The following is a 23,050-nucleotide window of genomic DNA, read 5'->3' as shown; positions in this document are numbered from 1 at the left end:
TGCACCGGCCTGTTGTCTTAGAGCCTGTTCACGATCTCTTCGCCGGGGTGAAAAGTCGTGATCAGGCGCTTAAGCCAGGCCCAAACCGCCCAGCACCATATCGATCAGCTTGATGCCCACGAATGGCACCAGCAGGCCACCAAGGCCATACACCAGCAGGTTGCGGCGCAATAGCGCACCGGCAGCCATCGCGCGGTAAGCCACGCCCTTCAGTGCCAGCGGTATGAGGAAGACAATGATCAAGGCGTTGAAAATTACCGCCGAGAGTATGGCCGAGGCAGGACTGTTCAGACCCATCACGTTCAGTGCTGCCAGTTGCGGATAGGTCACCGCGAACGCTGCCGGAATGATGGCGAAATACTTGGCCACATCATTGGCCACCGAGAAGGTGGTCAGGGCACCGCGCGTCATCAGCATCTGCTTGCCGGTCTCGACTATCTCGATCAGCTTGGTCGGATTGCTGTCCAGGTCGACCATATTGCCGGCCTCCTTGGCAGCCTGGGTGCCGCTGTTCATGGCGACCGCCACATCGGCCTGGGCCAGCGCCGGGGCGTCGTTGGTACCGTCGCCCGTCATGGCAACCAGCCGGCCTTCAGCCTGGTAGTCGCGTATCAGCTTAAGCTTGTCCTCTGGCCTTGCCTCTGCCAGAAAATCGTCCACACCCGCCTCGGCCGCGATGGCAGCTGCGGTCAGGCGGTTGTCGCCAGTGATCATCACCGTCTTGATGCCCATCTGGCGCAGCTCAGCAAAGCGCTCCTTGATACCGCCCTTGACGATATCCTTGAGCTCCACCACCCCCATCACCAGATTGCCGTCGGCAACCACCAGCGGCGTACCACCACGGCGTGCCACCTGCTCAACCAGTTCGACCACCGCCTGAGGCCACTGACCGCCCTGGGCCAATACATGCGCCCTGACTGCCTCGGCCGCGCCTTTACGTACCTGGCGGGCGCCGATATCCACCCCGCTCATACGCGTCTGCGCCGTAAAGTGGACAAACTGGGCGTCGTGCAATTCGCGGCCACGCAGTGCAAAGCGGGTCTTGGCCAGCACTACGATGGAGCGTCCCTCGGGCGTCTCATCGGCCAGTGAAGCCAGTTGGGCTACATCCGCCAATTCACCACCGCTCACGCCCGGCGCCGGCAGAAAGGCACTGGCTTGGCGATTGCCGAGCGTAATGGTGCCGGTCTTGTCCAGCAGCAGCACATCCACGTCACCGGCGGCTTCTACTGCACGGCCTGATGTGGCTATCACGTTGGCCTGCATCATCCGGCTCATGCCCGCCACACCAATCGCGCTCAGCAAGCCGCCTATGGTGGTCGGGATCAGGCAGACCAGCAGCGCCACCAGCACCGTCACGCTCACCGGGCTGCCAGCACCTGCCGCACTCACGCTATACATCGAGAACGGCAACAGGGTTGCCGTCGCCAGCAAGAACACCAGGGTCAGTGCCACCAGCAGTATGGTCAGGGCAATCTCGTTAGGCGTCTTCTTGCGCTTGGCGCCTTCCACCATGGCAATCATGCGGTCCAGGAAGGCCTCGCCCGGGTTGGCCGTCACACGGGCGATCAGCCAGTCGCTCAGGACCCGCGTACCGCCAGTGATGGCCGAAAAATCCCCCCCCGATTCACGGATCACCGGGGCAGATTCGCCCGTGATGGCCGACTCATCCACCGACGCCACGCCTTCCAGCACCTCGGCATCGGCCGGTACGGTATCACCGGCTTCCACCAGCACGATGTCGCCCCGCCGCAGGCTGGCAGAGTCCAGCACCGTTACCTTGCCATCACGGCTGGCATCCGACAGCTTCTTGGCGACGACATTACGGCGGCTACCCCGCAGGGCCGCAGCCTGGGCCTTGCCACGGCCTTCTGCCAATGCCTCGGCAAAATTGGCAAACAGCACGGTAAACCACAGCCAGGCAGCAATCCCCAGGATAAACCCGGCGCCCGCCTCACCCTCGCCCCCCAGGGCGTGGATACCCAGCACCGTAGTCAGCACGCTGCCTACCCACACCACAAACATCACGGGGTTGCGAAACTGCGCCTGCGGCGACAACTTTCTGAACGACTCCACCACGGCCGGCTTGAGCAGCACAGGGTCCAGCAAACGCCAGGATTGATTCATCGGCTTGTTTTCCTGCAAGTCCACACCCTTGGCTGGCGTGGCTGTCTTTAGTCTGTCATTCATCTCAGCCTCCTTGGCCAGCAAACAGTTGCAGATGGTCAACCACCGGCCCCAGGGCCAGGGCGGGGATATAGGTCAGGGCGCCGACGATCAGCACCGTGCCCACCAGCAGCACGACGAACAGCGGCCCGTGGGTAGGCATGGTGCCAACCGACACAGCCAGCCTGGGCTTGCGCGCCAGCGAGCCGGCAATGGCCAACACGGGGATCAGCACGCCAAAGCGGCCAAACCACATGGCCAGACCCAGCGCCAGGTTGTAGTAGGGGGTGTTGGCAGAGAGGCCGGCAAAAGCCGAGCCATTGTTGTTGGCAGCAGAGCTGAAGGCATACAGGGCCTCGCTGAAACCATGGGCACCAGGGTTCCACAGGCTAGTCAACGCCTGGGGCAGCAGCACCGCCACAGCCGTACCGCCCAGCACCAGCAAGGGGGTAATCAGGATGGCGATGGAGACCATCTTCATCTCGAACGACTCGATCTTCTTGCCCAGATACTCCGGCGTGCGGCCTATCATCAGCCCAGCCAGAAAGACAGCCAGCATGGCGAACAGCAGCATGCCGTACAGGCCCGAACCCACACCGCCAAACACCACCTCGCCCAGTTGCATCAGCCAGGTAGTCACGCCGCCAGCCAGTGGCATCAGGCTATCGTGCATGGTATTGACGGCACCGCAGCTGGCTGCCGTGGTAATCACGGCAAACAGGCTGGAAGCCACGATGCCAAAGCGTGTTTCCTTGCCTTCCATATTGCCCAGGCCGGCATCCATACCCAGTTGTACCAGCAGCGGGTTGGCATGCGATTCCGCCCAGACCACTACCGCCACCATGGCGACAAAGATCAGGGTCATTGATGCCAATACCACCACGCCCTGCCGCACATCGCCCACCATACGGCCGAACATGAAGCACAGCGCGGCCGGTATCAGCAGGATGCTAAGCATCTGCAGGAAGTTGCTGGCGCCCGTGGGGTTCTCATAAGGATGGGCGGAGTTGGCATTGAAGAAACCTCCACCATTGGTACCCAGCAGCTTGATGGCCTCTTGCGATGCCACCGGCCCCATCGCCAGCGTCTGGGTGCGCACCGTCACCGTTTCCATCACAGCGGCGCCTTGTGCATCCACCAGCGGCTTGCCTGCCTCATCTGTCTTGGCCACTTGGTAGCTCACTGGCTCCACCAGCTGTGCCTCAACATAGGGCGAGAAGTTCTGTATCACGCCCTGGCCCACCAGGAATACGGCAAACAGTGATGCCAAGGGCAGCAGCAGCCAAACCGTGGCACGGCTCAGATCCAGCCAGGCATTGCCCAGACCTTGGGCATGCTTGCGGGCAAAGCCACGTACCAGGGCAACCACCACCGCAATACCGGTAGCCGCCGACAGGAAGTTCTGCACCGTCAATGCCAGCATCTGGGTCAGGTAGCTCATGGTGGCTTCGCCCACATAGCCCTGCCAGTTGGTGTTGGTAACGAAGGAGACGGCTGTGTTGAAGGCCGAGGCCGCCTCCACATTAGGCATGCCCGCCGGGTTGAAAGGCAGACTCAGTTGCAGCCGTTGCAGCAGATACACGGCCAGCAGGCCTGCCAGGTTGAACAGCACGATGGCCGCTGCATAGCGCCACCAGGGCATGTCTTCTTCGCCATTCGCGCCGATCAGCTTCATCAGGCCACGATCGACCTTGCCCATCCAGCCCAGCCGCTGGGCCAGCCCCCCTGACATCAAGGCAGCCAGATAGCGCCCCAAGGGCCAGGCCAGGGTTAGCAATACCAACAGGTACAAACCCGTTTGCACAACTGCGGACTGGTTCATGCCACCTCCTCCGCATTGAACAATGCATAAAGCAGGTAGGCGAACAGGCCGATGGACACACCACCGGCCAGCCAGTAAATCCATACCAATCCAGGGTTCATTTTGCTTGCCCCTCCAGTTTGCGGCAGGCAGCAATCAGGCCCAGAATGGCCCCGCCAAACACCGCGATCAACGACAACACCAGCATTTCCACAGCCGACTCCATGAATGGGAAAAGACAGTGCCCATGCTAGGGAGATCGCCGTAAAGACAGTGTCGAGATAGGCGGAACGGGTATAAAGATTGTGTAAAGATGGGGCGCCAGGGGGCCTGGCTTGCGCCGGTGATAGAACTGACATGGTGTAGCGAAAAGCCTGCTCCGGCAGACAGGGGCGACCGACAAGGTACAATGGCGGCTTACGTGTCTCACACCGAAAGCAGGACCATGAAAAACTGGCTCAATCGCCATTCCAATAGCCGCATACGCCGTCTCAACCAGCGTCAGCGCAAGAAGTACCATCTGGCCGAATTCGTGGAACTGGGCTTTCACCTGACGCTGCGCTTCAAGCAGCTGCTGTCTGAATCCGAACTAGAATCCTGGATCAACGCCATCTGCGATGAAGCCGAGCGCACACACCTGATCGTGGGCGGTTTCAGCAGCGGCATGACAGCCCTGGAAACCGACGGTTTTGTGGTGGCAGAGCACGGCTCGGTCAGTGACACCCAACGCGATGCCTTTACCGCCTTCCTCCGCCAACACCCCCTGGTCGCCGAGGTGGATGCCGGTGAGCTGGTCGATAGCTGGTACGGCCAACTGTAATCACACACGCGGGGTTGCAACTGCACCAGATGCCTCCCCGCCCCGCCCTACCCGTTCCAACGCGCCATGGAATACCCATGAACATCAGCGAAACCCTCATCAGCCCCACCGAGCTCAGGCCTGTACGCGAATGGGTGGCACGCATGGCCAGTCCGCTGGGCATCACCTTGGCCGGACGTAGCACGGCTGAGCTGGTTGGCGCAGTCGAGCAGGCTGTCAGCCAGTGGCAGCAAGGTCGCCCGCCCAAGGCCGCCGAGGTCAAGCCCGAAGACCTGCATATCGTGCTGGGCACCATCTGGGGAGAGCAGTTGACCGCCCAGTTCGACTGGCTCTGGGTCAACCTCACGTTTCACGACTTCAACGACTGGAGTTCACTGGCCGTGGTCTCGCCCGACCGCGCGTTGATGATCCTGCCCTACGCCTATGTCTGCCTGTGCCGCGATGACCAGAGCGTGGCCGTGAACATGCTTGCCGCCTTCAATGCCATCGGCCGCCAGACACTCCCTGCCGCAGCGCCGGGCAGCTACAGCAATGTCATGGATACCGTAGCAAACTAGCCCTTGCCCCAGGCACTTCGTGCCTGGCTGGCGCGCTCGAATTTTGCCGTCATGCCGTCCGCATCGGCTTGTTGCAACTGCGCAATCAAGCTATCGAGTTCCGCCCGGTAGGCACGCAGGTCCTCAAGCAAGCCATCGCGGTTGGCGAGTGCAATATCGCGCCACATCTCGGGGTGGCTACCCGCAATACGGCTGAAATCGCGGAAGCCGCTGGCTGCCAAGGCCAAGCAGGTATCGGCATCGGGCCGATTCAGCACCGTGTTCATATAGGCAAAAGCCAGCAGGTGCGGCATATGGCTGACTGCCGCAAAGACTGCGTCGTGCTCGGCGGCGTCCAGCACCACCAGATGGGCACTACAGGCCTGCCATAAGGCGCTTATCCTGGCCAAGGTATCGGCACTGGTTTCCGGCAGCGGGCATAGCACCACCTTGCGGCCCTCATACAGGCCATAGCGTGCTGCTGCAGCGCCAGACAGATCCGACCCCGCAATCGGGTGGGCCGGCAGGCAGCGATCCAGGCTATCGCCCAGATGCTTGCGGTAGAGCGCCGCGACATCGCGCTTGGTGCTGCCCGCATCGGTCACCAAAGCGTGGCGCGGCAAGGCGGGTGCGATACGCGCCAGGACGGCGTCCATCTGGCCTACCGGTGTCGCCAGCAGGACCAGATCGGCATCGCGGACAGCCGTTGCGGCATCCTGTTCAGCCAGATCAATCACCTTGAGCTGCATGGCCCGCGCCAGATTCTCGGGCGAACGCCCCACACCCACGACCTGGCCCACCAACCCCGCCCGCTTCAGGTCCAGGGCAAACGATCCACCTATCAGGCCCACACCGATTACCACCAGCTTGCTCAACACATCCCACTCCTAGATTTTGCGCCGCCAGCCAGATTTTCCCGGCATCGGGGTCACCCTGTAAGCCTATCGCCATTCAAGCGACCAAGGGTGCCAGAGCGCCACCCATCTCCAGCCCGGAACCCATCATGCGACAACTGATACTACTGACCCTGCTGTGCAGCCTGACCACCTTTGCGGCAGAACCCGCGCCTGGCCTGCAGGATGATGCAGCCGGCCAGGCCCTGCTGAGCGAGCGTATCGCCCGGGCCTATGTCTGGCGAGGGCTGGAGGCAGAGAATGCCGAAGCCCGCCGCCAGCAACAAGCCGCCTCTGCACAGTTCGAGCGGCAGCTGGCCAAGCTACGTGCGGGCAGCCGGGAGCACGCCGAACTGGCAGACGACTATGCCCTGCTGGCCCAGCTTTGGGCTGACTACCACGCACTCACCCAAGCCCCGGTGACACGCGAAGGAGCGGCACGACTGGCCGAACTGTCGGAGGAGCTGGCCTGGATAGCCCGCAAGGCGAGCGATCGACTGGCACGGCCCGCGGGCAACAAGCCACAGCCCAACCGGATAGCCGGCGATATTGCCACTTTGTCGCAGCGACTGGCCAAGACTTATCTCTTGCAAGCATATGGCTTGAAGGTTGCCTTCCTGCAGCGCGACCTGATCGAAAGCCGCGCAGCCTTTCTGCAACTGAGCCAGCAACTGAAGGCCCGCCCCGACAACACACCCGCCCTAGAGGCCAAGCTGGCCTTGATGGATAGCCAGTGGTTCTTCTTCCAGCAGGCCATCGATGAGCTAGCCAAGCGCAATACTGATCCGCAACTGCGCCGCAATGTCATCACCACCAGCGACCGTATTTACGAGGTAGCGCTTGATCTGGCCGCCCACTACCAAAGGCGCGGCCAGGATTGATCACGCCTGCCACATCGCTGTGCTCTTACAGCTCCCGGCCTACCGCCTGGGCAATCAGGCGCAGGGAGGCCATCAGGTCGTTGAGCTCCTGTGGTGTCAGTGCCTGGTCGGCATCACACCAGGCATCGCAGGGGTTGGGGTGCATCTCTACCAGCAGGCCATCGGCACCGGCAGCCACGGCGGCGCGAGCCAGCGCCGGCACCATCCAGGCCTTGCCACCGGCGTGGCTAGGGTCCACCAGTACCGGCAGATGGGTTTCCTTCTTCAACACCGGGATGGCCGTCACATCCAGCACATTGCGGTAAGCCGTCTCGAAGGTACGTATGCCGCGCTCGCACAGGATGATGTTGTTGTTGCCACCCGCCGCAATGTACTCGGCCGCCATCAGCCACTCCGAAATCGTGGCCGACAAGCCGCGCTTGAGGATGACGGGCTTGTTGACCCGGCCGACTTCCTTGAGCAGATCGAAGTTCTGCATATTGCGGGCACCGATCTGTATCACGTCCACATCGTGCTCCAGGAAGGTATCCAGCATGCGCACATCCATCAGCTCGGTCACGATGGGCATGTTGTACTCGCGTGCCGCCGCCTGGAAGAATTCCAGACCCTGTACCCCCAAACCCTGGAAAGCATAGGGGCTGGTACGCGGCTTGAAGGCGCCACCCCGCATCATCTTGCAGCCAGCCGCATGCACGCCTGCCGCCGCCAGGTGCATCTGCTCCTGGGTCTCGACCGAACACGGCCCAGCTATCACCTGCACCTGCTTGCCGCCCAGCTTGATGCCACGGATATCGATCACGCTGCCGGCCGGGTGTCCTTCACGTGCCACAAGCTTGTAGGGCTTGACGATATGGATGGCACGCTCGACGCCCGCCATCTGCTCGAAGCTCTGCTCGTTGAGCGGGCGCTCGTCGCCGATGGCGCCCACGATGGTGCGCTCGCTACCGCGCGAAACATGCTCGGTAAGGCCAGAGGCGCGGATCTTGCTGACAACGGCGTCAAGCTCGGACTGGGTCGATTCGGGGGACATTACGATGATCATGGCGGTCTTTCTATGGGGTGGATGGCAGAAAATGGACAAAGAAAAAGGCGGGCCTTTTGGGCCCGCCTTCTTGAATCTTTACTTGCTTCAGGGTGTAACAGGGCAGCCCGCGTCAACTCGTGATCGGAAAATAATAAAACGAGAAGAAAGCGGTGAAACGACGCATGACGGTTACGGCTGCCTGAAGTAGATGTTGGGGCCAGCTTAACCCAAAATTTCGCGCAATGCAGCAATTGCTGCCTGTACCGATGCAAAAATCGCCGCCGGGCTGGCTTCGTCGAACATATAGGCCGGGGTTGAAATAAACGCATGGGTACGGTCCAGGCAGGCCTGGTCCACCGCCAACGGCATATGGAACTGCCCCCAGGCCTCGATGGCATCGGACAAGGGGTTGCCGCCATAGCCCACGGTGATCTGTGCCTTGCTATAGCCCGCCTCGCGGGCGGCCAGGCCCAGCAGCAGCGGCGCGGCGCAGATGGCCACCACCGGCTTTTTGGCCAGCACAAACGGCATGATGGCGGCCTTTACATCGTCATGCATGCGGGCATTGACGCCCTCTTCGGCAAAGGTACAGAGATTCTTGGCCGCCCCAAACCCACCGGGGAACACGATGGCGTCGTATTCATCGGGATTGAGCTGATCCAGCGCCCTGACATTGCCACGGGCAATGCGGGCGGCTTCGACCAGAATATTGCGACTCTCCTCTGTTCCCTCGCCGCTGAGATGATCCACCACATGGCGCTGCGGCCTATCGGGTGCATAGCAGTCGTAGTGCATGCCATGCTGACTCAGCGCCACCAGGGTAGCGACTGCTTCGGTAATTTCACTGCCATCCAGATAACCGCAACCGGACAGTACAACCGCTACTCTGGACATGGTCATCTCCCCGTTCATGGCTTGCGCTCAACAATCATATAGTGCTTCTTCATGGCTTCCAGTACGTGGAACTCGCCCTTGAAACCCGCCGGTATCACCAGCGACTCCCCTGCACCCACCTCCACAGCCAGGCCAGCCTCGTCGATCAGGCGGCAGCGCCCTTCGGTGACAAAGAAGAACTCATCCTCGGTATCGCCCATGGCAATACGCCAGCGTCCCGGCTCACACGCCCAGACACCGGCATACACCTCGCCGCTCTCATTGGTGTAGTGATTCCAGGTAGTGCGCTGCGGATTCCCCTCTACACGACGCTCCTCCCTGGGATGGTCATACTCGGGCGCAGTGTTCTGCTGGCTGAAAGCAATGATGGCGGGCACGGCACTATCCTGTTGCAGTAAGGTTTCAAGCCATTCTAGCTGTATGTCGCCCCGCTTGGGCAAGCATGACGTTTGCAAGTTCTGCCACATCCCTGCGCCAGGGTGCCGCACAAACAGCGCACGCAACACAATGCGTATTTACAAACTGATACAAGCCAGTGAATAATATACGCAATGCGTAAACGGATAACACCATGACTCTGCCACAACAGACCCTGCTGCGCGACGCCATGCGTAGCCTCAACCTGACCCGCGATGCGCTCTGCGAGAGGCTTGGCGTGAGCCGCAGAGCGTTGGACAGTTGGCTACTCCCCGATGATTCCAATGAGCAGCGCAGCATGCCCACCGTGGTTGCCCGCTTCATTGGCGAGATCATGGCAGCACAGCAGCCCGAAAAATATACACATAGCGTACACAAACCAATCAGCAACATCGTCGCAGGCAGCCCACACCTGCTCTCAGTCAGCCAGTTTGATAGGGAATCCGTACAGGCCCTGTTCCGGCTTGCCGACCTGCTGCAGCCGGTAGCCCGGCGGCAAAAGGTCTGCCGGGTGCTGGAAGGCGCCGTGCTGGCCAACCTGTTCTTCGAAGCCAGCACCCGCACCCGCATCAGCTTTGGCGCCGCCTTCTGCCGCCTGGGTGGCGCAGTCTGCGACACCACCGGCTTTACTTTCTCGTCCATGGCCAAAGGGGAATCCATCCATGACACCAGCCGCGTTATCAGCGGCTATGTCGACGCCATGGTCGTGCGCCACCCCGAGCAGGGTGCTGTGGCCGAGTTTGCCAGCGCAACCCATATACCCGTCATCAACGGCGGCGACGGCCCCGGCGAACACCCCACCCAAGCCCTGCTGGACCTCTACACACTGGAACGGGAATTTTCGCGCCTGGGCAAGCTGATCGACGGCTGCCACATCGCCATCGTAGGCGATCTCAAACACGGCCGTGCCGTGCACTCCCTGGTCAAGCTGCTGTGCCTGTATCAGCGACTCACCATCAGCCTGGTCGCCCCGGTCGGGCTGGAACTCCCCAGCGAACTGATGGATCAGCTCAGCCGCAATGGCAATCAGCTGCGTTGCAGCCAACAACTGGCCCAGGGTCTGGCCGGTGCCGACGTAATCTACGCCACCCGCGTGCAGAAAGAGCGCATGGGCGGCGAAGTGCTCGAAGGCTATAGCCCTGACTTCCAGATCAATCTGGCCGCCGTGCAAAACTGGTGCAAGCCCGACACGGTCATCATGCACCCCCTCCCCCGCGACAGCCGCCCCGATGCCCACGACCTGGCCATCGACCTGAACCCCGACCCCCGCCTGGCCATCTTCCGCCAGACCGATAACGGCATTCCGGTACGCATGGCCATCTTCGCCCAGCTGCTGGGGGTAGACCAGCAGGTGCCCCACGCCCTGCGCGACTGCAACTGGCGCCACCCACCGCACCTGGGGCCGGAGGATGCAGCGTTTGATGTGCTGGAGTGAGGGGCTGGTATGGGCTCAATTCATGGATGGCGGATTGAGTGGTCGGCGCCCCCCCCGGTGCTCACCGTTTGCGTAGCCTCAACCAGCCGGCTGGGATGCGTTTATCAATTGAGCAGCTCAACCTCGACTTGTTCAAACCAACCGTATTGAAGTACGGCATCGCAAGCCAACTCTGGATCGGGCGAGTAGTAGACGACTGCCAAGCTCTTCTCTGCTCGGCTGCAGGTCACGTAGAACAAGCGGCGGGTGCGGTCCGAACCGGTCTCTCGGCCAGCGGCTTCGTTTTCAAGATCCGTCTTTGACTTCTCCTTGATGCCGAAGAACTTGTCGTAGGCAAATAGGAAGCCTCGCGCCTCGTCGTCGTTGATCACCACCAACACACGGGGGAACTCAAGCCCTTTGACGCCCTGGTGCGTTCCGAACTGCGACTGTCCTTGCACGTACAAGTCGTAACGTTCGATCTGGCTCAGTGGGGCTTCAAGAGCTTTGCTCCACGCGCTCAACTCAGGGCTGATGTCGTCGGCCTCTCCATTATCAGAGCCTTCCACCTGATCGCCCTGATCGGCGTTGTCCTCGGCCGCCGCAGCGCTGGCGTCACCTAGAACAAAGGGGGCCAATGTGTCCGGAACGACAAATAGATTCGTCTGCGCAACAAACTCGAGCACTGTCTGCGCAGTGACATCTGGCTGTTCCGTGATCAGCGCCAGAAGCCCGTCGCACGCTGCCTTGGCCTTGCCGAGTTGCGCAACCTGATTTGATCCAGCCTCTTGAAGCGTTGCTCGATCCAGGAGCGGCGACGACGCCTTGATGATCGCCGTGGCCCCGAACCGGTCGTTAGCGCGAAGCGCTTTGATCAGAGGCAAAACGTCCCGCGTGAAGAATCCAAGACCTGCACCGGTGCCTTGGAGCAAATTCGTCCTGAAGTTGTCGATACCCCAAAGCGATTCGAAGAACTCCACGAAGCCGAATCGTCGCGCAGACATCAGATGCTCAAGGGCAAGTGTCTTCACCGTGTCAGAGTTCTGCCAGTCTGGGTCACCGGTGATTGTCGCCATCCGTTGACGTACCGCCGCTTCGATAGCGGAGGGGTCAACGCCTACCTGAGGAGCAATGAAGAACCGAACCACGCCCCTTTCAGCATCACTGCGCGAGACCTGCTGTTCGCCGTCGACATCACGGCGGATGCTGTTGGTGAGCTCAACGATGCGGGATGGGCACCGGTGGTTCATCCGCTTCCGAGGCAAAGCCCACCTGGGCGGGATGACCTTGTCCAGCCGTTCTTTCCCGTCCAAGTAGATGCGTTGCATCATGTCGCCGAACAGTCCCAGGCTGAACCGGCCATGAAATTCTTCTTCCAGATGCAAGAAGGCGTCCATGAGTGCCGTGTTCGTGTCCTGGCTTTCATCAATGAGCAAGACCGGACACCTGCTGACCAACATCCGCCGCAAGCCTGGTTTGCTGGTCAGGAATGCGGCGGTCATGGCGATGACCTCCGAGTGATTCAGAGAGTCACGCGAGCGGTTGTCGCTAGTCGGGCTGTAAATGAACTTGATGATGGAATCTAAACGCGCCAGCCGGCGACGTTTGCTCTCCATAGATCGAAGCCGTTCAGCGCCTGATTTCGTGCTGAGACGCCCCTTCCTGTGCTGCTCCTCGAGCTTAGCAAGCTCCTCTTCAAGATTCTTTGCGACCCACTGACGGATGTCAGCGTTGAAACCCTCGATCAGCGACCACGCGAAAGCGTGGATCGTCATGACTTCGACCCGTGGATCGAACTCGAGACGTTGCTTGATTTCTTCGCAGGCGGCGTTGGTGTAGGTGATGATGCCAATCTTCTTGCCAGTGAGCGTCAGATGCCGGCCATGCTCTCCATCGATCGTTTTTCTGACGGCGCTGACCAAGGACCGCGTCTTTCCTGAGCCAGCACCTGCATACAGAAAGAAGCTTCTTGGCTTGCCCAAGTCAAGACACTCGATGATCGTTGCGTCGGCATCGGCATCAAATTGATCATCGGCAGCCGTCATGGCGTGCCTCCCGGCCCAAGACCAGCAGCGGCAGCTACTGGAACGGCTGTAGCCGCCGCTGTCGTTAAGATTTCCACCTGTTTTTTCTTCAACTGCTCCTGTAGCCATTCCAGACCTTCGGCGATGTACTGAGGCACCTTCAGATTGTGGAAGTTGTCCGCCATCAAGACTTCGAGCGCGAACTCCGCCTTCTTGCCGCCCTTCAGCTCGTTGTACATGCGAGTACCGATCGCGGTCGCCCCACCACCATTAGCGATGGCATTCCGAAATTTGGCGTTCAATCCGGGGCCGGCAAACGCAGCAAAGAAGTCCACGTTTTCGAACACGAGCGCGTCCTCAAAAGTATAGGGATAGGCGGTCTCCTTGGTTGTGGCACCCGGCAGTGTGACCTCAACAGGTGTCTGGTATGCCGCGCGTACGGCGAACAGCGTGTCGCTGGCATCCGTGATCGTCTTGGCCGCCGGCGGTGCGCCGATGAGGGCGTCTACATCGTCCAAGGCTGGCACCCAGGTCTTGAGGGTGACGTTGTTGGTTTTCTGGCTAGCGCCCAAAGCAGGTTGGACTGATGAGCCCCCTGTCCCCGTCAGACTGTCCAGATCGGTGATGATCAGCGTCAACAGGCCAAGATGATCGATCAACGGGCGCAGACGATGGGCATGGCTACCGCCAATCTCCAGCAACGTGAGGTAGCTCTGATGCAGCACCTTGTAGTGCGCCCGAATGAAGTTGGGTATGAGCATGCGCTCAGCAGGTCCCTCGACGAGGATCGCTGCGTCAGCGAAGAACAGGTCGGCGTGCTGCGCACGCAAGTACCGGGTAACGAAGTGCTCGGTGTCCGCCCCCTCCCCAAACACCTGCGACAGGTTGATCACCGTCGACACAGGTACCTTGGCCACCATGCCGGCCGGCAGTCTCCGGAAATACCTCAGGTTTGCGAAGGGCGTTTCGTGCGCAACGTGGCTCGAGTGTGTGCTGACGATTAGCTGCGTGCGTAGTGCGTCGCTCTCGCCTAGCTCTGGGCGTCTGCGTAGCACCTCATAAGCCTTCTTAATGAAGACTTGCTGCACTTGCGCGTGCAGGTGAGCTTCAGGCTCCTCCACGAGGACTAGGTGAAGCGGCTCAATGCTTGTAGCTTCGACACCTTTGGACGCCTTGCCGACGCGCATCCAGGCATCGCGGAAGCTCATCAGCCGGAAGATCATCGAAATGAGGTTCTGATAGCCGAGTCCGTTGCTACCTTCCGGAAGCAGCAGGAGGGGCGCTACTGCGCCCGCATCTGAAATCACGTCAACCTCGAAATTGACCGCAGCACTGTGGTTTAACCCATCGATCGCTCGTAAGCGTGTCGATACGCGCGGCCGCGGGTCGCTGACACCTGGATAGCCCAGGCCTTCCACCTCGGTGAAGCATTCGCTGAAGCTCTCTGTCAGTTTCAGGTCGAATGCATCTTCAGCCGCCTCCATGGCTTGGAGAGCCTCCAGATCCATGGGGTCTGGCCCCTTGGCTGGATCCAGATGCTTGGCGTAGTAGCTTCTGAGTTGTTCCGACAGCCGTGTTCCGCCTGCCGAGGTTTGCAGCTCACCTTCTTCTTCGGCCCCACTCGGGATCTCGCCAAAGCCGCGCTGCGCGGGAATGTCATGCACTCGAATCAGACCATTGAGAGGATCGCCCTCAATCGGCAGTGCTGTTGCCGAAAGCGCCTGCGGCACAGCACGAAGCTTTTCAGGGTTTGCAAGTAGCGCTGGATCCAGCGGATAGACCCGAATCGTGAACATCGAGCTCAGTCGCTTGGTGAGGAAGTCGACCAGCGTTTCGGGCCAGACCGTCAACTTGGAAGTGGACGCTGCATCGGCGGCCTTGGCTGCGGCAGCAACCGCAGCTGCGGTGCGCATGGTATTGGCTTCGGTGACTGCAGTGATGAACTCCTTGAAAAGTGCATTGAGGGCCTTGGGCTCGTAGCGCAATCTCACTCCCAGCCGTCCGCCAGTCCATTCCATGAGCGGGACCAAATCTCGAACACGATGGACTTCTTCTTCCTTGACCTGTAGCCATAAATCTAAGGTTGGGAGCGCGTGCACCCAGGGATCCAGGGTGAGTTCTGCCACGCCACCTTTCTCGTCACCTTTCTGGTTCGCCTGCAGCCATGCTTCGCCGATGTCAACGAGGGTCCTCAGGTGACACAATGTGAAGTCATGAATATCGAAGGGACAGCGTCGCGGCGTTAGGAATCGCCGTAGGGCCAGTATGGCCGAGGTCTTGCCGCTGTTATTCGCACCGACAAACAATGTCGTTTTGGGCGACAGATCCACGCGTGCCGACAATAGCTTCCTGAAATTCGCGATCTCGACGAATTCGATGTGCATGTAGCACCCTCCCTTTGGCATGTATTTTTGTAGCGCTAACTTTAGCGTGAGGCTGCGGATAGCCGGAACAGATCCGAACTACCCAACTATAGCTAGGCGTGTTCTTTGTTAGTGCTGCTCAAATCTAGTGGATGGGAAAAGGCGTTGCCAAGCGGAATCTCGGACGACCGCCTAGGCCGATCAGCTGACAAGTTGTTGCTGCTGATGCACCCAATACGCCATGCATGCGAACCCTATGATCTTCACAAGCCTTCAGCGTAGGAGATCATGTACGACAGCATCCACCGCTGACGGCACTTCTGGCATTGCGGTAACCGCTTGCCATGCCACTGCAAACGGCGCGACCAGCCCCCTGCACGACGCTGCAGCAGGCGGGTACGCTGGGCGCCATGAATTACCTCGCCCACGCCTACCTTGCCCAGCATGACGACGAAGCCATGGTCGGCACGCTGCTAGGGGATTTTGTCGGCCTGGACAAGCTTGATCATTTACTGGCCCACACTGCAGCTGGAAATCCGCCTGCATCGCAAGATAGACCTCTATACCGACAGCCACTCGGCCGTACTGGCCACCAGGCAGCATTCCCCTGGCGCCAGCTATCAGCGCAGCCTGAGACAGCGTACTTCCCGATGAATTTATACAGTCCCCGCCCGCGCTGATACCACCCAGCAAGATGAATGACACCAATTCTTCCACCTTAAGAAACAATCAATTCACCAAATCAGCCATTCTTCCTCCAATCGGTTTTTGGCAAAGTAGCGTCACTTGCATCGCAACACGGATGCCAACACTACTGAAGACAAGGACCCACCATGAGCCGCATTGCGCTCATCACCGCCGACATTGCCACGCGTGAACAGCACGCTCTGCTGCACAGCGTTGGCGAGCTGCAAGGCTATATCCCCAATCTACTGAGGATCGTTGCCAACTCGCCCGCCGCGCTACGTGCTTTTCTCGATCTGCACAGCCTTACCCGTGATGGCAGCCTAGACCTCCCCACCCGGGAGCGGATTGCAATTGCGCTAGCCCAGAAGAACGGAAGCACCTACTGCCTCTCTGTACATGCGCAGCTGGGCAGCCAGGCCGGACTCAATGGTGCCGAGATGGAATCGAACCGGCTGGGCGATAGTCACGATGCCAAGGCGGCTGTGGCTGTCCGCTTTGCCTGCCAGCTGATCGAACACCGCGGTGATCTGGATGACGATGAGCTCCGGGCCATGCGCAATGCCGGCTACAGCGACGCCGAGATTGTCGAGGTCATTAGCCATACCGGGCTGAATTTCCTTAGCAATCTGATGAGCAAAGTGAGCCAGGTCGATATTGATTTCCCCTTGGTTACGCTGAACTGAGCACCCACAACATGATTTCCAGACTCATGTCTTTCTTGCGCACTGGCCGCCACGGGCACCCCTTTTCCGCCTCAACATCCGCAAGCGGTTTGAGCTGGCTGCTGCTCGCTGGCCATACGCCACAACGCAGCCCCATTGCCGAAGGCCGCGATCTGCTGGCTCTGGCAGACGGAGCCGATCACCTCGAATTGGCCTTACAGCTTCACTGTACCTACTAACCCTCGACTCACCCATACAGGAGCACTCTCATGTCCAAACAACCCGTCAAACTCTATACCTTCCCCTTGTCCGGTCATGCCCACCGTGTCCGGCTGGCGCTGTCGCTGCTGAACGTGCCTACCGAGCTGATCGAAGTGGATCTACGCAAGGCGGAGCATAAGCAGCCTGACTTTCTCAAGTTGAATACCTTTGGCCAGGTACCGGTCATTGACGACAACGGCACCGTGATTGCCGATTCCAATGCCATCCTGGTGTACCTGGCTCGCAAGTACGGCAACAGCGACTGGCTGCCGGCCGACGCTGCTGGAGAAGCCGCTGTTCAGCGCTGGCTGTCGGTTGCTGCAGGGCTGGTGGCATTTGGTCCGGCTGCTGCGCGGCTGGTGACAGTATTTGGTGCAGGTTTCAACGCTGACGAAGTCATCAACCGCTCGCATAATCTGCTTAAAGTGATGGATGCCGAACTGGCCGATCGTCCCTTCCTGATCGGCAGCAAGCCCAGCATTGCCGATATCGCCAACTACACCTATATCGCGCATGCACCCGAGGGTAATGTCGCACTCGGTGCATACCCCCAAGTCAGCGCTTGGTTGCGTCGCATTGAAGCTCTGCCCGGCTTTGTAGGCATGCAGAAAACAGCCGTCGGCCTGGCTGCCTGATCAGCCAGTTGCAAAGGGCAGGCAAGCTGCCTGCCCTTGAAAACCTGTTTGTCGCTTGCGGGATTTCAGCTATCAGCGCCTCGCCCGGCAAGGCCAGGACTATGCATGTCCGCGCAACAGCGCATCGACTAAGGAAAAATCATGAGCTCCCCGAACACCGGCACTACCTCCCCCTGGCATCGCGGTGAACGGGCGATCCATGAGCAAATGGGCACTGCAGCCCAGATGGAGGCCATTGGCAGGCGGGTCATCCGAGACTACATGCCGGACCAGCACCGCACCTTCTATGAGCAATTGCCCTTTATTGTGGCGGGTGGCGTGGATGAGCAAGGTTACCCTTGGGCCAGCATCCTGGAGGGTAACCCTGGCTTCATCCGCTCACCCGACCCGCGTCAGTTGCTGATTCGCACCAAGCCTGCAACTGGCGATCCATTGCTAGAATGTCTGCAGGATGGCGCTGCCGTCGGACTACTGGGTATCGAGCTGCATACCCGTCGCCGCAACCGCATGAATGGACAGATCCACCTGCAGCAGGATGGTGATATCGCGGTGCAAGTTGGCCACTCCTTCGGCAACTGTCCGCAATATATCCAGGATCGGCAGTTCTCTTTTTCCCAGCCACCCGGGCAAGCTTATAGCGGTGCCGTCGAGCAGTTGAGCGGGCTCGATGCAGCGGCGAGGGAAGCCATTGTCGCTGCCGACACTTTCTTTGTTGCCAGTTACTTTCCCGGCGACGCTGACAATCCCGGCCCCCAGGTCGATGTATCGCACCGTGGCGGTAAACCAGGTTTTGTCCTGGTCGACGGTGACACGCTCGCGATTCCCGACTTTGCCGGCAATATGCACTTCAATACGCTAGGCAACCTGCTGGTTCACCCCAAGGCGGGGCTGGTATTCATCGACTTCGCCAGCGGCGATATGCTGCAATTGAGCGGCAGTACCGAAATCCAGTTTGCTGGCGAGGACATTGCCGCCTTTCAGGGGGCCGAGCGCCTGTGGCGCTTCCAGGTCGAACGGGTTGTACGCCGCCGCGCCGTGCTGGCCTTGCGCTGGCAACTCAGGGACTTCTCACCTAACTCTTTGATGACCGGATCCTGGGAACAGGCTGCTGCCAGGCGAGCTGCGGCGGCACTGGAGAACGCTTGGCGACCGTTCCGCATCGAGCGGATCGTTGAGGAGAGTTCGGCGGTACGCTCGTTCTATCTAAGCCCGACCGATGGCGTGGGTCTGGCCGCCTTCCGTGCGGGGCAGCATCTGCCGATACGCCTGTCCCTGCCGGGACAGGAAAAACCGGTAATCCGTACATACACCTTGTCACTCGGGCCGTCCGAAGGCGTCTACCGCATCAGCGTCAAGCGCGGCAGTACTGTTTCAGCGCATCTACACGACACGCTCCGGGTCGGCGACCTGATCGAGGCCCGCGCCCCGCAAGGTGACTTTGTGGTCGATGCAGCCGAGCGGCGTCCGCTGGTGCTTCTGGCCGGTGGTATCGGCATTACGCCCATGCTGGCGATGCTGCATCATGTCGTCTTTGAGGGACTACGCACCCGCCGGATAAGGCCGACCTACCTGTTTTATGCCACCCGCACGGTTAGCGAGCGGGCGTTCGATGCTGAAATCGACGACTTGCTCCGTCGTGCCAGCAATGCCGTGCAGGTCGTGCGTCTGAGCAGTCAACCCGAAGCCGACCGCGTACATGGTCACGATTACGAAGTTGCGGGCCACCTTGATCTGGCCTTGATCAAATCGGCTCTGCCGCTGGATGACTACGACTTTTACCTTTGTGGCCCGGCACCGTTCATGCAAAGCCTGTATGACGGTCTGCGTGATCTGCGGATTGCCGATGACCGTATTCATGCCGAAGCCTTTGGTCCGGCAGCTTTGGCGCGGCGGCAGGATAGCGCGCCTGCGGTGCCTGCACTCGCGCCTGTCGCCGATCACGACGTCAAGGTACTGTTCGCCGAATCAGGCAAAGAGGCACGCTGGCAGGCCGGTGGCGCCAGCCTGCTCGAACTGGCCGAGGAACGCGGCTTGACACCGGAATTCAGCTGCCGCGGTGGTAGCTGCGGTACCTGCAAGGTGTCACTACTGGAGGGTGCCGTTACCTATCCTCAACGGCCCGCATTTCCATTGGCCGAGGGTGAGGTCTTGCCGTGCTGCGCCGTACCCGCCCGTAGCAGCGAGCAGGCTGCCCGCATTGTCTTAAAGCTCTGAACCCGCTGGCTGAGCATTTACTCACACTCAGTTCAGGTGCTTGTCGGCGCGCAGGCGATCTACCATGAGGTCGATGAAACTGCGCACCTTGGCCGAGCCGTACTTGCTCTCGCGGTGCACGATGTGTATGGGCAAAGGCGCGTTCTCATATTCGGATAACACGATCTTGAGTTCACCCGTCGCTAGGTGCGGAGCTATCTGATACGACATAAGGCGGGTAATACCCAGCCCGCTGCGCGCAGCCTCGATCGCAGCATCATTGCTGGTCACCGTAAGCCGCGGCTTCAGCTTGATATTGGCGGGACCGGATTCCGGCCCGAACTTCCACTCCACCGCCGGCGACACCCCGGTCGCAGCAATGATAGTCCGGTCGCGCAATACCTGGGGGGTTAGCGGAATGCCGTGCCGTTCCAGGTATTCAGGCGAGGCGCACAGCACGCGCCGGACCTGGCCTACCTTGATGGCACGCATGCTGGAGTCAGGCAAGGGGCCGATGCGTACCGCCACATCCACACCTTCCTCCAGCATATTCACCACCCGATCCAGGAACAGCGCCGACACATCAGCCTCAGGGTAGCGGTTCAGGTAATCAATGATGCCGGGCATGACAAACATCTTGCCGAACAGTACTGGCGCCGTCACCGTGAGATGGCCGCGTGGCGCCGCATTGATACCTGCCGCCGCCTCGTCGGCCTCATCCACCTCACCGAGGATGCGGCGGGCATCGTCCAGATAGCGCTGACCTGCCTCTGTCACCCGCACATAGCGAGTCGTGCGTTGCAGCAGCTTGACCCCCAAACGGGCTTCCAAGGCCGAGATGGCGCGCGTCACAGCCGGCGGCGACATGCCCAATCGCCTTGCACCACCTGCAAAACTCTCTTCCTCGCCCACCGCTACGAACACCGTCATCAGGTGCAGTCTGTCCATACATTCATTCCTTTAATTGGAATAATCTATTGCATTCTACATCCATTCTTCTATTCGATGAACTTTGGCAAAGTGGCGTCACTCGCACCGCACTGGGCGCTGCGAACTGCAAGCCACCCAACCAAGGAACCATCATGAGCCGTATCAGCATCCCTACCGTCGAACAATCTCTTGAAGCAAGCAAGCCGCTTCTGGCAGCCGTGAAGCAACAACTCGGCGTTGTCCCCAACCTGATGAAACTGATCGGCCACAGCCCCGCCGCATTGGAAGGCTATCTGTCGCTTAATGCCGCATTGAACAAGGGCAAGCTGGACGCCGCATTGCGTGAGCGGATCGCCCTGACGGTAGCCGAGTACAACGGCTGCGACTACTGCCTGTCGGCGCATACCTACCTGGGTCTGAATGTCGCCAAGCTCAGCGAAGCCGACATTGCCGCCGCCCGTGACCACCACAGCAGCGATGCCAGAACTGCCGCCGCCCTGCGCTTTGCCTACCGTGTTGCCACTGAGCGCGGCCGGGTCAGTGATACCGATCTGGCCGCGCTGCGCCAGGCCGGCTTCGACGAGGCCGAGGTAGTGGAAATCGTTCTGGTCGTTGCCCTGAATGTGCTGACCAATTACGTCAACAACGTCGCCCAGACCGATATCGACTTCCCCAAGGTCTCGGCCAAGTAAGCCAGTTCGCCAACCACCCTCTCCACTCACTCAGGAATCCACATGAAAGTCGCCCACACCCGATTCATCGCCCAACTGGCACTCGCCGCCACCATGATCATCCCGGCCTTTGCCGCAGCACCCATGACCAAGGACGGTGTCACCACCATCCACCTGACGGAGTACAACGGCTACTTCGCTGCGCAGGAAACCCTGACTGACCTCAAGCCCGGCGAGTACGATTTTGTCGTCACCAACAAGGCGGGCAAGTTTGTCGGTTTCAATGTGCAGGATCAAAAGACCCATGAGCTGCTGGGTGGTTTTGGCCTGAACCCCAACGAAACCAAGACGGCCCGTGTCACGGTTACGGCCAATGGCTTCCGCTACCGCTGCCCCATCAATGTCACGCCCTGGTACGACGTGGACATGACCAAGTAATCCTTCCCACCCTGCCTGCAGCTGCATTGCCTAAGGCAGGGTCACTGCCGCTACGGCTGGCAAGCCAGCCCTGCGGGAAAACTGATGATGGCGCTGGAATGGCCACATTGACGAGGCGCTTCATGCGCCTCGTACTCTTCTTGCCTGGCTGTTGACACACAGAGCCAGTTCACGCTCTTTTCGCGCCCGGGTGTAAATCGTGAGCCGGCTATAGGCACCGGCCGGCAGGCAGCTCAAGCGCACAGCCAAACACTGAACTATCGTGTTGGTGTGAAAACCCCGGTTTGCCTCCATCCACTCTTTATCGGCACCCACCATGTCAAATCCCCCTTTTGACGTCCATCAGACGCCACACAATCAGGGCCTACTTCGCAGTTTGATGCTGATGGCCTGGATGGTCGAAGCGCGCGACCCCTACACCGGTGGTCATTTGTGGCGCGTGGCACGCATGGCCGAGGAACTGGGACGATCATTGGGCATGCCGGACAAGGAAGTCCACCGCATTGCCCTCGCCGGGTTCCTGCACGATATTGGCAAGATCGGCGTTCCCGATGCCGTGCTGCGCAAGCCGGGCAAGCTGGACGACGACGAATATGCGGTCATCAAGGCCCACCCAGCCATAGGCCAGCGCATTCTGGCCGAGCATCCGCTGGCACATTTGGTCATGGACGTCGTCTTCCACCATCACGAAACACCAGATGGCCGCGGCTACCCAGTGGGTCTGGTTGGCACAGCCATTCCACTGGACGCGCGGTTGGTGGGCATCTGCGACGCCTTCGATGCCATGACCAGTACCCGCCCCTATCGCAAGGGCATGCCTATCGCCGCCGCGCTGGAGATCATCAGCAGCGCCGCAGGCAGACAGTTTGACGCCGAACTGGCGAGCCGTTTTGTGGCACTGGGCCGGGAGGGCGCCTTTGACCATATCGTCGGCCATACCGACGAGGGAATTCCACTCGGTGTTTGTGCCAGCTGCGGTCCGGTGATCCAACGCTATCGCGCTACTCAGCCTGGAGAGCATGCCGATTGCCCGGCCTGCAATGCGCGCTATGAGTGGCAGCAGACAGGCAGTGGCCTGCATGCAGCCCATGTGGGTAAAACCCATGGCAACCTGAGCCTACCTTTGCCCGATACCAGTCTGCTACAGACACTGCTGAGCGAGTGGGCACCTTTGCTGACATAAAGTGCCGGTCACGGCGGCGGCCCCAGGCATACAAACAAAGCCCAATTATTCCACCTGTCGTAACAATCATTTCCCCACAGAGAGGATTCTACTCTTCCTGCAACACGGTCAAAGTGGTGCCTGTTCGCTATTCGATCACCCACAACCAAAGGAAGCG

At 60.1% G+C, this 23,050-nt stretch carries 22 protein-coding genes; 11 read left to right on the top strand and 11 right to left on the bottom strand.

Going from position 1 to position 23,050, the window contains the following annotated elements; genetic code table 11:
- Positions 1 to 69: 69 nt before the first annotated feature.
- Genes kdpB through kdpF form a run of 3 tightly spaced genes read right to left on the bottom strand, consistent with a single transcriptional unit; the run spans position 70 to position 4,089 of the window.
- On the bottom strand, positions 70 to 2,190 hold the full coding sequence (gene kdpB, locus QWZ03_RS10470; RefSeq protein WP_441302636.1) for a potassium-transporting ATPase subunit KdpB: 2,121 nt from the start codon (positions 2,188 to 2,190) through the stop codon (positions 70 to 72).
- Between the two features lies 1 nt (position 2,191).
- Positions 2,192 to 3,988 (bottom strand): potassium-transporting ATPase subunit KdpA, encoded by a 1,797-nt coding sequence (gene kdpA, locus QWZ03_RS10465; protein ID WP_290332663.1) that lies wholly within the window; start codon positions 3,986 to 3,988, stop codon positions 2,192 to 2,194.
- Complete coding sequence (kdpF, locus tag QWZ03_RS10460; protein ID WP_284196555.1) at positions 3,985 to 4,089, bottom strand: K(+)-transporting ATPase subunit F; 105 nt, start codon at positions 4,087 to 4,089, stop codon at positions 3,985 to 3,987. Before kdpF ends, kdpA begins: the two co-directional genes overlap by 4 nt.
- A 323-nt stretch (positions 4,090 to 4,412) precedes the next feature.
- On the opposite strand from kdpF, the gene QWZ03_RS10455 reads away from it, so the two are divergent.
- Entirely contained in the window at positions 4,413 to 4,787 is a 375-nt protein-coding gene (locus QWZ03_RS10455) for a 50S ribosome-binding protein YggL (protein ID WP_290332662.1), read from the top strand.
- 77 nt (positions 4,788 to 4,864) lie between these two features.
- Entirely contained in the window at positions 4,865 to 5,344 is a 480-nt protein-coding gene (locus tag QWZ03_RS10450; protein WP_290332661.1) for a hypothetical protein, read from the top strand.
- Here QWZ03_RS10450 and QWZ03_RS10445 read toward each other — a convergent pair.
- Complete coding sequence (locus QWZ03_RS10445) at positions 5,341 to 6,201, bottom strand: prephenate dehydrogenase (protein WP_290332660.1); 861 nt, start codon at positions 6,199 to 6,201, stop codon at positions 5,341 to 5,343. The genes QWZ03_RS10450 and QWZ03_RS10445 overlap by 4 nt on opposite strands.
- A 125-nt stretch (positions 6,202 to 6,326) precedes the next feature.
- On the opposite strand from QWZ03_RS10445, the gene QWZ03_RS10440 reads away from it, so the two are divergent.
- Complete coding sequence (locus QWZ03_RS10440) at positions 6,327 to 7,097, top strand: hypothetical protein (RefSeq protein ID WP_290332659.1); 771 nt, start codon at positions 6,327 to 6,329, stop codon at positions 7,095 to 7,097.
- Between the two features lie 25 nt (positions 7,098 to 7,122).
- On the opposite strand, the gene aroF is transcribed toward QWZ03_RS10440, so the two are convergent.
- From aroF to QWZ03_RS10425, 3 genes are all read right to left on the bottom strand, one after another.
- Positions 7,123 to 8,127, bottom strand: a complete 1,005-nt coding sequence (gene aroF / locus QWZ03_RS10435; RefSeq protein WP_290332658.1) for a 3-deoxy-7-phosphoheptulonate synthase — start codon at positions 8,125 to 8,127, stop codon at positions 7,123 to 7,125.
- A gap of 216 nt (positions 8,128 to 8,343) precedes the next feature.
- Positions 8,344 to 9,015 carry an isoprenoid biosynthesis glyoxalase ElbB gene (elbB, locus tag QWZ03_RS10430; RefSeq protein WP_290332657.1) on the bottom strand — a complete coding sequence of 224 codons (672 nt, stop codon included), beginning with the start codon at positions 9,013 to 9,015 and terminating at the stop codon, positions 8,344 to 8,346.
- Between the two features lie 14 nt (positions 9,016 to 9,029).
- A complete protein-coding gene (locus QWZ03_RS10425; protein ID WP_290332656.1) occupies positions 9,030 to 9,392 on the bottom strand; it encodes a cupin domain-containing protein in 363 nt (120 codons plus the stop codon).
- A gap of 194 nt (positions 9,393 to 9,586) precedes the next feature.
- Between QWZ03_RS10425 and QWZ03_RS10420 the strand changes: the two genes are divergently transcribed.
- On the top strand, positions 9,587 to 10,867 hold the full coding sequence (locus QWZ03_RS10420; RefSeq protein ID WP_290332655.1) for an aspartate carbamoyltransferase: 1,281 nt from the start codon (positions 9,587 to 9,589) through the stop codon (positions 10,865 to 10,867).
- Between the two features lie 104 nt (positions 10,868 to 10,971).
- Here the strand turns inward: QWZ03_RS10420 and QWZ03_RS10415 are convergent, their stop codons facing one another.
- From QWZ03_RS10415 to QWZ03_RS10405, 3 genes are all read right to left on the bottom strand, one after another.
- Positions 10,972 to 12,891: a UvrD-helicase domain-containing protein gene (locus QWZ03_RS10415; RefSeq protein WP_290332654.1), complete on the bottom strand. Its 1,920-nt coding sequence runs from the start codon at positions 12,889 to 12,891 to the stop codon at positions 10,972 to 10,974.
- Positions 12,888 to 15,254 (bottom strand): AAA family ATPase, encoded by a 2,367-nt coding sequence (locus tag QWZ03_RS10410; protein ID WP_290332653.1) that lies wholly within the window; start codon positions 15,252 to 15,254, stop codon positions 12,888 to 12,890. Before QWZ03_RS10410 ends, QWZ03_RS10415 begins: the two co-directional genes overlap by 4 nt.
- Positions 15,255 to 15,496: 242 nt before the next feature.
- Positions 15,497 to 15,679, bottom strand: a complete 183-nt coding sequence (locus QWZ03_RS10405) for a hypothetical protein (RefSeq protein WP_290332652.1) — start codon at positions 15,677 to 15,679, stop codon at positions 15,497 to 15,499.
- Positions 15,680 to 15,734: 55 nt separating this feature from the next.
- Between QWZ03_RS10405 and QWZ03_RS10400 the strand changes: the two genes are divergently transcribed.
- The 4 genes from QWZ03_RS10400 (at position 15,735) to QWZ03_RS10385 (ending at position 19,692) form a co-directional block, all read left to right on the top strand.
- Positions 15,735 to 15,887: a hypothetical protein gene (locus tag QWZ03_RS10400; RefSeq protein WP_290332650.1), complete on the top strand. Its 153-nt coding sequence runs from the start codon at positions 15,735 to 15,737 to the stop codon at positions 15,885 to 15,887.
- Between the two features lie 179 nt (positions 15,888 to 16,066).
- A complete protein-coding gene (locus QWZ03_RS10395; protein WP_290332649.1) occupies positions 16,067 to 16,603 on the top strand; it encodes a carboxymuconolactone decarboxylase family protein in 537 nt (178 codons plus the stop codon).
- A gap of 248 nt (positions 16,604 to 16,851) precedes the next feature.
- Positions 16,852 to 17,478: a glutathione S-transferase family protein gene (locus QWZ03_RS10390; protein ID WP_290332648.1), complete on the top strand. Its 627-nt coding sequence runs from the start codon at positions 16,852 to 16,854 to the stop codon at positions 17,476 to 17,478.
- Between the two features lie 141 nt (positions 17,479 to 17,619).
- Complete coding sequence (locus tag QWZ03_RS10385; RefSeq protein WP_290332647.1) at positions 17,620 to 19,692, top strand: pyridoxamine 5'-phosphate oxidase family protein; 2,073 nt, start codon at positions 17,620 to 17,622, stop codon at positions 19,690 to 19,692.
- Positions 19,693 to 19,719: 27 nt separating this feature from the next.
- On the opposite strand, the gene QWZ03_RS10380 is transcribed toward QWZ03_RS10385, so the two are convergent.
- Positions 19,720 to 20,619, bottom strand: coding sequence for a LysR family transcriptional regulator (locus QWZ03_RS10380; RefSeq protein ID WP_290332645.1), 900 nt, complete (start codon positions 20,617 to 20,619; stop codon positions 19,720 to 19,722).
- A gap of 134 nt (positions 20,620 to 20,753) precedes the next feature.
- Here QWZ03_RS10380 and QWZ03_RS10375 point away from each other — a divergent pair, with 134 nt between their 5' ends.
- The 3 genes from QWZ03_RS10375 (at position 20,754) to QWZ03_RS10365 (ending at position 22,893) form a co-directional block, all read left to right on the top strand.
- Complete coding sequence (locus QWZ03_RS10375; protein WP_290332644.1) at positions 20,754 to 21,293, top strand: carboxymuconolactone decarboxylase family protein; 540 nt, start codon at positions 20,754 to 20,756, stop codon at positions 21,291 to 21,293.
- A gap of 42 nt (positions 21,294 to 21,335) precedes the next feature.
- Complete coding sequence (locus QWZ03_RS10370; RefSeq protein WP_290332643.1) at positions 21,336 to 21,710, top strand: hypothetical protein; 375 nt, start codon at positions 21,336 to 21,338, stop codon at positions 21,708 to 21,710.
- A 316-nt stretch (positions 21,711 to 22,026) separates the two neighbouring features.
- Positions 22,027 to 22,893: an HD-GYP domain-containing protein gene (locus QWZ03_RS10365; protein WP_290332642.1), complete on the top strand. Its 867-nt coding sequence runs from the start codon at positions 22,027 to 22,029 to the stop codon at positions 22,891 to 22,893.
- The last annotated feature ends 157 nt before the right edge of the window (positions 22,894 to 23,050 follow it).

The organism is Chitinimonas viridis, from assembly GCF_030409555.1.
GTDB lineage: Bacteria > Pseudomonadota > Gammaproteobacteria > Burkholderiales > Chitinimonadaceae > Chitinimonas > Chitinimonas viridis.
Note: the sequence above shows the minus strand (reverse complement) of the source record. Positions and strands in the feature narration are given on the sequence as shown.